The organism is Pseudomonas sp. G.S.17, from assembly GCF_038096165.1.
Lineage (GTDB): Bacteria > Pseudomonadota > Gammaproteobacteria > Pseudomonadales > Pseudomonadaceae > Aquipseudomonas.
Genome location: NZ_CP151076.1, coordinates 5,908,469 through 5,920,842 on the forward strand (window position 1 = coordinate 5,908,469; position 12,374 = coordinate 5,920,842).

Here is a 12,374-nt window from a genome sequence, read left to right on the forward strand (position 1 = left end):
AGCTCTGACGACGCAACTGTAGCGAATGGACTGGCCTCCTCCCGGCTAAAGCCGGCCCTACGAAATGCGTTCCAATTCCAGTGTCGGCGTGATGCTGCATTAGAGCGAGCGGGTTTCCCAATAAAAAACGCCCCATTCGGGGCGTTTTTTTGTTCGGCTACCGCTTACGCAGCAATCGACAACTTGAGCTTGTTCATCGCGCTTTTTTCCAGCTGACGAATACGCTCGGCGGAGACGTTGTACTTCTGCGCCAGATCATGCAGCGTGGCTTTCTCTTCAGCCAGCCAGCGCTGATAGAGAATGTCGCGGCTGCGGTCGTCCAGTACTTCCAGCGCCTGATGCAGATTGGCGGTGGAATTGTCGGTCCAGTCGGAATCCTCCAGCTGACGCGCCGGATCGTAACGATGGTCTTCCAGGTAATTGGAAGGCGACTGGAACGCGCTGTCGTCGTCGGCTTCAGTTGCCGGGTCGAACGCCATGTCGTGACCGGTCAGACGGCTTTCCATCTCGCGCACTTCACGTGGCTCAACACCGAGGCTTTCCGCCACGCGATGCACTTCTTCATTGTTCAGCCAGGCCAGACGTTTCTTCTGGCTGCGCAGATTGAAGAACAGCTTGCGCTGCGCCTTGGTAGTCGCGACCTTGACGATGCGCCAGTTGCGCAGGATGAACTCGTGGATTTCCGCCTTGATCCAGTGAACGGCGAAGGACACCAGACGCACACCCATTTCCGGGTTGAAGCGTTTCACGGCTTTCATCAGGCCAACGTTGCCTTCCTGGATCAGGTCAGCCTGGGCCAGACCGTAGCCCGAATAGCTGCGTGCGATATGCACGACAAAACGCAGGTGGGCGAGGACCATCTGCCGAGCCGCCCCCAAATCCTGCTCATAATACAAACTCTCAGCCAGTTCACGCTCCTGCTCCGGCGTCAGCAAAGGGATGCTGTTCACGGTGTGCACATAGGCTTCCAGGTTTGCGCCTGGGGCTAATGCATAGACAGGTTGCAAAGAAGTGGTCATACGAAACGATACCTCCGACACATGACTCGTGCAGTTCAGCACTGCGAAATTGACCGGGAACCGCTAGACAAGTTCCCTAACCAAACCGCGCTCCCTCTTGGGAATACGGTGTGCAGGAGCGGCTTTAGCCGCGAGAGCCGTGAGAGACGCGTTTGCACGTGCTCCCGGCTAAAGCCGGTCCTACATCGTCAATAGATGAAGAAAAATTTACCGAGGTGCCAACTCACTCAAATGGCGTGCTACTGCAATCCACGCACCGATATACCCCAAGAGCACCGCTCCAAGCAAGAGCGAAAGGCCATCTGCGAGCGGGACACCGGCCAGCGCGAAGTCACTTCCATACAGTCCGGCCAGCCCGACAACCGCGTCGTTGAGCCAGTCTAGACCAAAAGCCAGAACCCCCCAAGACAGAAACCCTGCCCCGAGACCATACAATGCGCCCATATAAAGGAAAGGACGCCGTACATAACTATCGGTGCCGCCAACCAGCTTAATGACCTCGATTTCCGTGCGTCGGTTCTCAATGTGCAGACGAATGGTGTTACCGATCACCAGCAGCAAGGCCAGAACCAGCAACACGGTCAGGCCAAACACAAAGCGGTCGCCCAGTTTCAGGATTGCCGCCAGACGCTCGACCCAGACCAGATCCAGTTGGGCCTGCTGCACTTTCGGCATTTCCGCCAGACGTGTGCGCAGTGCTTCCAGCGCAGGCTTGTCGACTTCGTTCGGCGTAACCAGTACGACGCCCGGCAACGGGTTTTCCGGCAACTCCTTGAGCGCCTCGCCCAGACCCGATTGCTGCTGAAACTCGGTCAAGGCCTGCTCGCGGCTGATGTATTCAGCGTCGGCAACCCCCGGCATCAGCTTGATTTCATCGCGCAGCTTGTCGCCTTCGCTGGCGCTGGCATCGAGCTTGAGGTACAGCGAAATCTGCGCCGCGCGCTGCCAGGAACCGCCCAGCCGCTCGACATTGTTCAACAGCAACGACAAGCCCATCGGCAGGCTCAAGGCGATCGCCATGACCAGACAGGTAAAGAAGCTGCCAATCGGCTGCTTGCCCAGACGACGCAAGCTGTCGGCCAGACTGGAGCGATGGCTTTCCAGCCAGGCGTTGAACAGCGTGCCGAAATCCGGTCCGTCGTCATCGTGGCTGTTTTTCTTGGGTTTTTTCTGTGGCGTCGGTTCGGCCGCTTTTGGCGCGACGCGATCGGAAACCTTGGACGAACGTGTAGCACTCATACCCCAGCCTCCCCGTCGCCGATCAAACGGCCGCGCTGCAAGGTCAGCATGCGATGGCGCATGCGGGCGATCAGGGCCAGGTCGTGACTGGCGATCAGCACGCTGGTGCCCAGCCGGTTGATATCTTCAAACACGCCCATGATTTCCGCCGCCAGGCGTGGATCGAGATTACCGGTCGGTTCGTCGGCCAGCAGCAAAGCCGGGCGATGAACGATGGCGCGGGCGATGCCGACGCGTTGCTGTTGACCGGTGGACAGGTCGCCGGGGTACAAATCGGTCTTGTCCGACAGCGCCACGCGCTCCAGCGCAGAATCGACGCGCTTGTTGATCTCGGCCTTGGACAAGCCAAGAATCTGCAACGGCAAGGCGATGTTGTTGAACACGGTGCGATCAAACAGCAACTGGTGGTTCTGGAACACCACGCCAATCTGCCGACGCAGAAATGGAATCTGCGCCGTAGTGATCTGGCCCAGATCCTGACCGGCCAGCAGCAGTTTGCCGGTGGTCGGACGCTCCATGGCCAGCAACAGGCGCAACAAGGTGCTTTTGCCAGCACCGGAGTGACCGGTGACGAACAAGAATTCACCGCGACGTACTCGAAAGCTCAGCTCATGCAAGCCGACGTGTCCGTTCGGATAGCGTTTACCGACCTGTTCGAAACGAATCATGTGCGCTCCCGCTCCGCAAACAGAGCCTGGACAAAGGGTTCGGCTTCAAAGGTGCGCAGGTCATCAATGCCTTCGCCCACGCCGATGTAACGAATCGGCAGCCCGAACTGCTTGGCCAGCGCGAAAATCACGCCGCCCTTGGCGGTGCCGTCGAGCTTGGTCAGGGCCAGACCGGTCAGGGTCACGGTCTGATGGAACTGTTTGGCCTGATTGATAGCGTTCTGGCCAGTGCCCGCGTCGAGTACCAACAGCACTTCGTGCGGCGCGTCGGCGTCGAGCTTGCCCATGACCCGGCGAACCTTTTTCAGCTCTTCCATCAGGTTGTCTTTGGTGTGCAGACGCCCGGCGGTGTCAGCGATCAACACGTCGATACCACGGGCCTTGGCGGCCTGCACGGCATCGAAGATCACCGAAGCGGAATCCGCGCCAGTGTGTTGGGCGATGACCGGAATATTGTTGCGCTCACCCCAGACCTGCAACTGTTCGACGGCCGCAGCGCGGAAGGTATCCCCCGCAGCCAGCATGACTTTCTTGCCTTCCAGTTGCAGCTTCTTGGCCAGTTTGCCGATGGTCGTGGTCTTGCCCGCGCCATTGACGCCGACCACCAGAATCACGAACGGCCGGCGGCTGCTGTCGATGATCAGCGGCTGTTCAACCGGTTTGAGCAGCGCAGCCAGCTCGGCCTGCAAGGATTTGTACAGCGCGTCGGCATCGGTCAGCTGCTTGCGCGCGACCTTCTGCGTCAGGCTTTGAATGATCACGCCGGTGGCTTCGACGCCAACATCGGCGGTGAGCAAACGGGTTTCGATTTCTTCAAGCAAATCATCGTCGATGACTTTTTTGCCGAGAAACAGGCTGGCCATGCCTTCGCCGAGACTGGCGCTGGTTTTCGACAGGCCTTGCTTGAGGCGGGCAAAGAAACCGGCCTTGGCGGCTTCGGTTACGGGTACGACGGCTGGCGGTGCGGGTTCTGGTTCTGGGGCAACGACAACCGGGACGATCACCGGCGCTACGGCAACGGGTTCCAGGACTGGCTCTGGCTCTGGCTCTGGCTCTGGCTCTGGCTCTGGCACGATGGTCGACTCGGGCTCGACCATTGGCACGTCAATTCGCGGCTCTGGTTGCGGCGCTGGAGTCGGGACTGGCTGCGGATGGAAAATCACTGGCGGCGCGATTGGCGGCGTGACGTGCGGCTCGAGCTCGTCGATCAGCGCCACCGACTCTTCGGCAACCGGCAAGGTCAGCCACGGCTGGGACTGCGCAGGCGGATTGACCGGCTGCGGCTCAGCGTGGAAGGTCTCGCGCACAGGTTCAGGCGTCGCCGCCGGGACGAACTGCGGCTCAGCGACCAGCGGAGTCGATTCGACAATCGGCTCAGGCGCAGCTGTGGGTAAGTCTTGTGGCTGTTCGACTACGGTTTCCTGCGGCTTCTTGCGCAGCCATCCGAACAGGCCTTTCTTCTCGCCAGCCGGGGCTGGGTTCTTCTTGTCGTCGTTGGAACCAAACATGGAGGACGGCTATCTCAAGGTAGCGACGCGCCAGAGCGGCGCCTCTGAAAATTCTGACATGCAAAACAGACTACTTTTGCGACTGCTTGTTCAGCTGCCCGCCGAGCATAATCCGCTCCTACAGGGATGGTCAGCTACGTGACAGCCCGGCACCACAGTTGCTGAATCATTGTAATGGTCGCAGAGCACACGGACCGCTATCCTAACACCCCCGCGCCCGCCGACGCTAAGTTCAAGCGGGCCGTCCTACAGGTTCAAATTACGAATGAATGCTTTAGCCCGCCGCGCCGCAGGCCTGCTGCTCAGCACAATTTGTCTGCCCCTGACAGTATTGGCCGCCGACCCGCAACCTACCCATGAATTCATGCTCGAGAACGGCCTCAAAGTGGTCGTGCGCGAAGACCACCGCGCTCCAGTGGTGGTTTCGCAGGTCTGGTACAAAGTCGGTTCGAGCTACGAGACGCCCGGCCAGACCGGTTTGTCCCATGCGCTGGAACACATGATGTTCAAAGGCAGCTCCAAAACAGGTCCAGGCGAATCCTCGTTGATCCTGCGGGATCTGGGCGCCGAAGAAAACGCGTTCACCAGCGATGACTACACCGCTTATTACCAGGTCCTGGCCCGCGACCGCCTGAGCGTTGCCTTCGAACTGGAAGCCGACCGCATGGCCAGCCTCAAGCTGCCAGCCGACGAGTTCAGCCGCGAAATCGAAGTGATCAAGGAAGAGCGCCGCCTGCGCACCGACGACAAGCCGAACGCCAAGGCCTACGAGCGCTTCAAGGCCATGGCCTACCCGGCCAGCGGCTACCATACGCCGACCATCGGCTGGATGGCCGACCTCGAACGCATGAAAGTCGAGGAGCTGCGCCACTGGTATGAATCCTGGTATGTGCCGAACAACGCCACGCTGGTGGTAGTGGGTGATGTAAACCCTGAGGAAGTCAAAGCCCTGGCCGAGCGCTTCTTCGGTCCGATCCCGCGTCGTGACGTGCCGCCTTCGAAAAAACCGCTGGAACTGGCAGAACCGGGCGAACGCCTGATCACGCTGCATGTACAGACGCAAATGCCGAGCCTGATGTACGGCTTCAACGTGCCGAGCCTGGCCACCGCTGAAGACCCGCGCTCGGTCAACGCCCTGCGCCTGATCGCCGCCCTGCTCGACGGCGGCTACAGCGCGCGCATCCCGTCGCGCCTGGAGCGTGGCGAAGAACTGGTCTCCGGCGCGTCGTCCAACTACGACGCGTTCGCCCGTGGCGACAGTCTGTTCATGATCAGCGCCACGCCCAACATGCAGAAGAAAAAATCCTTGGCCAACGTGGAAGCCGGCATCTGGAAACTGCTCAACGAGCTGAAAACCAAGCCGCCTTCTGCTGAAGAGCTGGAACGAGTCCGCGCGCAGGTTATCGCCGGGCTGGTCTACGAACGCGATTCCATCACCAGTCAGGCCAGCACCATCGGCGAGCTGGAAACCGTCGGCCTGTCGTGGAAGTTGATCGACGAAGAGCTGGCTTCGCTGCAAAGCGTCACCCCGGCCGATATCCAGAAAGCCGCGAGCACTTATTTCACCCGTGAGCGCCTCAGCGTTGCGCACGTTCTGCCTGAGGAGAAAGCAAAATGAGTGAGCGCAACGGCCCACGTAATACGCTGTTTGGTCTGTTGTTGAGCACCGGACTCAGTGTTTTCGCCACACAAACAGTGCTTGCCGAGGATGCAGTCAAAACCGACGCGCCCGCGCAACCTGCACTGCAATCGCTGAAAGAGCTGGACGGCAAGGCACCTGCACGCCGCGCCTTGAACATCCAGACCTGGAAAACCGCCGAAGGCGCGAAAGTGCTGTTCGTCGAAGCCCGCGAGCTGCCGATGTTCGACCTGCGCCTGACCTTCGCCGCTGGCAGCAGTCAGGATCAGGCCACGCCCGGCATTGCCGTGCTGACCAACGCGATGCTCAACGAAGGCGTCAAAGGCAAGGACGTCAGCGCCATCGCTGAAGGTTTCGAAGGTCTGGGCGCGGATTTCAGCAACGGCGCCTATCGCGACATGGCCGTGGCTTCGGTCCGCAGCCTGAGCACAGCGGATAAGCGCGAACCTGCGCTGAAGCTGTTTTCCGAAGTGGTCGGCAAGCCTACCTTCCCGGCCGATTCACTGGCACGGATCAAGAATCAGCTGCTGGCCAGCTTCGAATACCAGAAGCAGAACCCCGGCGCGCTGGCGGGTAAAGAGCTATTCAAGCGGCTGTACGGTGATCACCCTTACGGCCATCCAAGCGAAGGCACCGCGCAGACCATCACGCCGATCACTCTGGCTCAGCTCAAGGCCTTCCACGCCAAGGCTTACGCCGCTGGCAACGCGGTGATTGCGCTGGTGGGCGACTTGTCCCGCGACGAAGCGCAAGCCATTGCCGCGCAGGTCTCGGCATCGCTGCCTAAAGGCCCGGCGCTGGCAAAACTGCCAACGCCTGTTGAGCCCAAGGCCGGGGAAACCCACATCGAGTTTCCATCCAAGCAGACTCACCTGATGCTTGCGCAGCTGGGCATCGACCGTAACGATCCGGACTTCGCCGCGCTTTCACTGGGCAATTCGGTACTCGGCGGTGGTGGCTTCGGCAGCCGACTGATGACCGAAGTGCGTGAGAAGCGCGGCCTGACCTACGGCATTTCCTCGGGCTTCACCCCGATGCAGGCCCAAGGCCCGTTCATGATCGGTTTGCAAACCCGCGCCGAACTCAGCGAAAACACCCTGAAACTGGTGCAGGACATCGTCCGCGACTTCCTCGCCAACGGCCCGACCCAGAAAGAACTCGACGACGCCAAGCGCGAGCTGTCCGGCAGCTTCCCGCTGTCCACCGCCAGCAACTCGGCTATCGTTGGACAACTGGGCGCCATCGGCTTTTATGACCTGCCGCTGACCTTCCTCGAAGACTTCATGATCCAGTCGCAGGAAGTCACCGTCGAGCAGGTCAAGGCCGCGATGAGCAAACACTTGAGCGCAGACAAGATGGTGATCGTCACTGCCGGGCCGACCGTCCCGCAGAAACCACTGCCGCCACCCACCGAAAAACCTGCAGAACGACCTCTTGGGGTCCCGGAGCATTAATGGCCAATCCACGCCCGAAGGGCCATAACGGCCTGGGCCAACTACGTATCATTGGCGGGCAATGGGGCAGTCGCAAGCTGACTTTCCCTGATGCTCCAGGCCTGCGTCCGACACCGGACCGGGTGCGCGAAACCCTGTTCAACTGGCTGGCGACCCACATTGAAGGCGCCCGCGTGCTGGATGTGTTCACCGGCAGCGGCGCGTTGTTCTTCGAAGCGCTGTCCCGTGGCGCGAGCGAGGGTTTGGCACTGGATAACAGCGCGGCGGCCATCGCCAGCCTGCGTCAGAACCTGACCATGCTGGGTTGCACGACCGGCCAGCTGTCGCACACCGACTCGCTGCGTCACCTGGAAAACCAGGCCGCAGAGCCGTTCGACGTGGTGTTCCTCGACCCACCGTTCCATCAGAACCTGCTGGCCTCGGCCTGCGCCCTGCTGGAATCCCACGGCTGGCTGGCGGAAAACGCCTGGATCTACACCGAAAGCGAAACGCCGCCTTCAACCACCGGCCTGCCGGGTAGCTGGCGCCTGCACCGCGAGAAAAAGGCCGGCCAGGTGTATTACGCGTTGTGGCAGCGCGGGTGACTTGAAACGCCCCGCACTTTTGTGGGAGCAAGCTTGCTTGCGAAGCCAATATTTCAGACCACGACGCTGTGGTGGATGTACTGACCTCTTCGCGAGCAAGCTCGCTCCCACACAAGCTCGTTCCAGGGTTGAAACCTGTTCAGGCGCCAACCCCTACCACTCAGCAATAACCCGCTTACATCGAACCCCACTTGTGGCAACTTACGCTTATCCAGCAACGTCACTTGCCGGAGGACGACCGTGATCACTCAGCTCGCAAATTCCTCGTTTGCCAACCGCTTCGTCCCGGCCTCGGGCCTGGGCAATCCGCATCTGCAAACCTTGTGGGGGCCGCTGTGGCGTCGGGTCAAGCCGATGGAGCGACCGCGCGAGCGGGTCTGGCTCGATGATGGCGATTTCCTGGACCTGGACTGGTACGGCCCGCATCAAGTCGATGCCCCGCTGGTGCTGGTGCTGCACGGCCTGACCGGTTCGTCGAATTCGCCTTATGTGGCCGGGTTGCAACAGGCACTGGCGCAGGAAGGCTGGGCCAGCGTGGCGCTGAACTGGCGCGGCTGCTCCGGCGAACCCAATCTGCTCTCGCGCAGCTATCACTCCGGCGCCAGCGAAGACCTCGCTTCGGTGGTCGCCCATTTGCGCGCCCTGCGTCCATTGGCGCCGCTGTACGCCGTCGGTTATTCGCTGGGCGGCAACGTATTGCTCAAATATCTTGGGGAGTCGGGCCATAACAGCGAATTGCTCGGCGCCGTCGCGGTGTCCGTGCCGTTCCGCCTGGATGAGTGCGCGGATCGCATTGGCATGGGCTTTTCCAAGGTTTACCAGCGGCATTTCATGCGCGAAATGCTCGCCTATATCCGCGACAAACAGCGTCACTTCCAGCATGAAGGCATGAGCGAAGGCCTGGCCGAGCTGGCGGCGCTGGGCTCGCTGGAAAACATGCGTACTTTCTGGGACTTCGACGGCCGGGTCACCGCCCCGCTGAACGGCTTCGTCGATGCCAAGGATTACTACCGGCGCGCTTCGAGTCGCTATTTCCTTGGAGAAATTCGCACGCCGACGCTGATTATTCAGGCCGAGGACGATCCTTTCGTCTTCAAGCACAGCCTGCCCGAAGCCGATGAACTGTCGTCCAGTACGCAATTCGAGCTGCAGGCCAAAGGCGGACATGTGGGGTTTGTGGACGGCTCGCTGAAAAATCCCGGTTATTACCTGGAGCGGCGCATTCCGTTGTGGCTGACCACCACGCATCACGGCTAATCCGGCACTCTTTTGTTGGAGCGAGGCTTGCCCGCGAAGAGGTCGGCAAGATCACCACATCAGAGTCAGGAGTTTGCCTTCGCGGGCAAGCCTCGCTCCAACGAGCATTCCAAATCTGATGGCTGTGCAGGGCACCTGAGCTAAGATGCGCGACATAAGGAGGACCCTAATGTCCCGCACTCAACTGTATCTTCAAGGCCTTCGCGACAGCGTGCCGATGATTGTCGGCATTGTCCCTTTCGGTATCATTTTCGGCACGCTGGCTGGCGTGGCCGGGCTGTCGCTCTGGCAGGCCGTTGGCATGTCGATGTTTGTCTACGCGGGTTCCGCGCAATTCATTGTGATCAGCCTGATGGGCGCCAGCGCTGGCGCGGTGGTTATCCTGCTGACAACCTTCATCGTCAATCTGCGCCACGTGCTGTACAGCGCCACCTTGCAGCCGCAGGTTTGCGGGTTGCCGCAACGCTGGCGGCTGTTGCTGGCGTTCTGGCTCACCGATGAAACCTTCGCCGTGGTGCAACGCTTTTACCTCGTCCACGGCCGCACGCCGCTGGCCCATTGGTATTGGCTGGGTGTGGCCAGCGCGTTGTATGCCAGTTGGGTGCTCAGTTCGCTGATTGGCGTGTTGTTCGGGCAGGCTGTGCCGGACATGGCCGGTTGGGGGCTGGAATTCGCTATGCTCGCCACCTTCATCGGCATTGTCGTGCCGCTATTGCGCAACCAGCCGCAAATTGCCGCCGCGATTGCCGCTGGCGCGGTGGCGCTGATGACTTACGCCTGGCCGTACAAGCTCGGGCTGATGGCTGCGGCGTTCAGCGGTATTGCGGTGGGGGTGATTCTGGAGCGGCTGCGGTCAGCGGCCGGCCCAGAAAGTTCGACCAAAGAGGTTCGCTCATGAGTTATTGGTGGCTGATTCTGGCGATGGCGGCGATCACGTTTCTGATGCGCTACAGCCTGTTCGCCTGGCCGAATCTGCGTTTCCCGCCCGTGGTGCGCCAAGGGCTGCATTACGTGCCGACCGCCGTCCTGACCGCGATTGTCGTACCCGGCATGTTGCTGCCCGACGGCACGCATTGGCAGCTGAGCCTGGATAACGCGTATCTGCTGGCTGGATTGGCCTCCATTGCCATCGCCGCGCTAAGCCGCAATCTGCTGGCGACCATTGGCGGCGGGCTGCTGGTGTTTTTTCTGCTGCGCTGGGTGTTGGGGCAGTTTTAATCAACCCCGGATTATTTGCGGGCAATACATGCCGTAGGACCGGCTTCAGCCGGGAGCAAGCCCGTTCAATCGCAGCAATTGCGTCCTCAGACGTCTCGCCCTCCCGGCTAAAGCCGGTCCTACAGATCCGATGTTTCAGGCGGCGCCAGTCGCCACTTCGTGCTTTGGATCGGTAATCCACTCGCTCCACGACCCGGCGTACAACTTGCCCAGCGGATAACCGGCCAGGCACAGCGCGAACAGGTTATGGCAGGCGGTTACGCCCGAGCCGCAATAGGCGACCAGCTTCTCAGGTGCGCGACCTTGCAGCTTGGCGGCGAAGCGTTGCTTGAGCTGCTCGGGACTCAAAAAGCGTCCGTCCGGCCCGAGGTTTTCGTTGAAAGCCGCACACTGCGCGCCGGGAATATGTCCGGCAACCGGGTCGATGGGTTCGACTTCACCCCGGAAACGCGCCTCGGCCCGGGCATCGATCAATGTCATATCCGGGTTGCCCAATTTCGCCTGCAGGTGCTCGGCGTCGATCAGCAACGACTTGTCCGGCTGCCCGTTGAAATGACCGATTTTTTTATCCGGTGCATCAAGACTCAACGGCAAGCCCGCCGCATGCCAGGCTTTCAGGCCGCCATCGAGAATGAACACGCCATCACGCTTGCCCAGCCAGGCCAGCAACCACCAGGCGCGGGCCGCGAATGCACCCGGACCATCGTCGTAAAGGACGACGTCGCTGTCCGCGTTGACGCCCAGAACCTGCAAACGCTGCACCAGCGTTTGAGGATTCGGCAGCGGATGGCGACCGGTTTTGCCTTTGCTGACCGGACCGCTGAGATCGCGCTCCAGGTCGGCAAAACAGGCGCCGGCAATGTGCCCTTCGGCGTAGCTGCGCTGCCCATATTCCGGATCTTCGAGGGCGAAGCGGCAATCGAGAATCACCAGCGCGTCTTTCTCCTGGCGCTCGGCCAGTTGGAGTGGGCTGATCAGTTGCGCGATAGACATGACTGGCTCCTTAAATTGTTCATTATTTGATCGAAACCTGGAAAGCCTTGAATCACACCGTTTGTGCCAATGCTTCGTGCAGCGGCACATAAAACTCTGAACACAGGGCGCTCACTTCATCACGTGCCTGAGCCGTGACATAGCCGAATTCCAGCATCAACACCTGGTAAACCCCGCGCCGCATGGCGTTTTCGTTCAGATGACTGCTGTTCTCCCGGGTCGTGCAGAGAAAACGCACCCAGGACGTCAGGATGATCCAGGTGTTGAGGGTCAGCGACTCGATCTGCACCTCATCCATATCCAGAATGCCAGCCTCGACAAAACCGCCATAGATCGCCATGGCCTGGATCAAACAATGCTGGGAAAAACGACGGTAGCGGTCGGCAAGCTCCGGATCGGTATCGAGCAAGTACTCCAGATCCCGATGCAGGAAACGATAGCGCCACATGCCGTCGAGTATTTCCAGCAGGTAATAACGCTTGTCTTCGACCGTCGGCAAACGCCCGCCAGGTGGACGCAGAAAGGTGTTTACCAAGGTTTCGTATTCGCTGAACAGCTCGGCGATGATCGCCTGCTTGTTGGGGAAGTGGTAGTACAGATTGCCCGGCGAAATCTCCATGTGCGCAGCGATGTGATTGGTGCTCACACTGCGCTCGCCCTGCAGATTGAACAGCTCAAGGCTGTTCTGCACGATGCGTTCACGGGTCTTGATGCGTGGGGCCATGCTCAGCTCGGTCGCTCGGGTGTTATTGGAATGAGACGGATGTTAACGCAAGTGCTGCCCGATCGCTGCCT

At 60.4% G+C, this 12,374-nt stretch carries 12 protein-coding genes; 6 read left to right on the plus strand and 6 right to left on the minus strand.

Translation table 11 applies throughout. The features are described 5' to 3' along the window. Positions 1 to 164 precede the first annotated feature (164 nt). From rpoH to ftsY, 4 genes are all read right to left on the minus strand, one after another. On the minus strand, positions 165 to 1,019 hold the full coding sequence (gene rpoH, locus AABC73_RS27550; RefSeq protein WP_020293462.1) for an RNA polymerase sigma factor RpoH: 855 nt from the start codon (positions 1,017 to 1,019) through the stop codon (positions 165 to 167). Between the two features lie 207 nt (positions 1,020 to 1,226). Beyond that, entirely contained in the window at positions 1,227 to 2,258 is a 1,032-nt protein-coding gene (ftsX, locus tag AABC73_RS27555; protein ID WP_065832514.1) for a permease-like cell division protein FtsX, read from the minus strand. After that, positions 2,255 to 2,926, minus strand: a complete 672-nt coding sequence (gene ftsE, locus AABC73_RS27560) for a cell division ATP-binding protein FtsE (RefSeq protein ID WP_020293460.1) — start codon at positions 2,924 to 2,926, stop codon at positions 2,255 to 2,257. The genes ftsX and ftsE overlap by 4 nt, the downstream gene beginning before the upstream one ends. Beyond that, the gene (gene ftsY, locus AABC73_RS27565; RefSeq protein ID WP_341521715.1) at positions 2,923 to 4,434 is read right to left on the minus strand and encodes a signal recognition particle-docking protein FtsY; all 1,512 of its coding nucleotides are present in this window, start codon (positions 4,432 to 4,434) and stop codon (positions 2,923 to 2,925) included. Before ftsY ends, ftsE begins: the two co-directional genes overlap by 4 nt. A 265-nt stretch (positions 4,435 to 4,699) precedes the next feature. Here ftsY and AABC73_RS27570 point away from each other — a divergent pair, with 265 nt between their 5' ends. From AABC73_RS27570 to AABC73_RS27595, 6 genes are all read left to right on the plus strand, one after another. Further along, complete coding sequence (locus AABC73_RS27570; protein WP_341521716.1) at positions 4,700 to 6,052, plus strand: pitrilysin family protein; 1,353 nt, start codon at positions 4,700 to 4,702, stop codon at positions 6,050 to 6,052. Continuing rightward, positions 6,049 to 7,527 carry a pitrilysin family protein gene (locus AABC73_RS27575; RefSeq protein ID WP_341521717.1) on the plus strand — a complete coding sequence of 493 codons (1,479 nt, stop codon included), beginning with the start codon at positions 6,049 to 6,051 and terminating at the stop codon, positions 7,525 to 7,527. The genes AABC73_RS27570 and AABC73_RS27575 overlap by 4 nt, the downstream gene beginning before the upstream one ends. Further along, positions 7,527 to 8,111, plus strand: coding sequence for a 16S rRNA (guanine(966)-N(2))-methyltransferase RsmD (gene rsmD, locus AABC73_RS27580; RefSeq protein WP_341521718.1), 585 nt, complete (start codon positions 7,527 to 7,529; stop codon positions 8,109 to 8,111). The genes AABC73_RS27575 and rsmD overlap by 1 nt, the downstream gene beginning before the upstream one ends. 240 nt (positions 8,112 to 8,351) lie before the next feature. Next, a complete protein-coding gene (locus tag AABC73_RS27585; protein WP_341521719.1) occupies positions 8,352 to 9,368 on the plus strand; it encodes a hydrolase in 1,017 nt (338 codons plus the stop codon). Between the two features lie 169 nt (positions 9,369 to 9,537). Then, positions 9,538 to 10,266, plus strand: coding sequence for an AzlC family ABC transporter permease (locus AABC73_RS27590; RefSeq protein WP_341521720.1), 729 nt, complete (start codon positions 9,538 to 9,540; stop codon positions 10,264 to 10,266). Then, positions 10,263 to 10,586, plus strand: coding sequence for an AzlD domain-containing protein (locus tag AABC73_RS27595; RefSeq protein WP_341521721.1), 324 nt, complete (start codon positions 10,263 to 10,265; stop codon positions 10,584 to 10,586). Before AABC73_RS27590 ends, AABC73_RS27595 begins: the two co-directional genes overlap by 4 nt. A 135-nt stretch (positions 10,587 to 10,721) precedes the next feature. Here AABC73_RS27595 and AABC73_RS27600 read toward each other — a convergent pair whose 3' ends face one another. Together AABC73_RS27600 and AABC73_RS27605 are read right to left on the minus strand one after the other, a co-directional pair. Then, complete coding sequence (locus AABC73_RS27600; protein ID WP_341521722.1) at positions 10,722 to 11,579, minus strand: sulfurtransferase; 858 nt, start codon at positions 11,577 to 11,579, stop codon at positions 10,722 to 10,724. 52 nt (positions 11,580 to 11,631) lie between these two features. Continuing rightward, complete coding sequence (locus tag AABC73_RS27605) at positions 11,632 to 12,303, minus strand: TetR/AcrR family transcriptional regulator (RefSeq protein WP_341521723.1); 672 nt, start codon at positions 12,301 to 12,303, stop codon at positions 11,632 to 11,634. Positions 12,304 to 12,374: the final 71 nt, after the last annotated feature.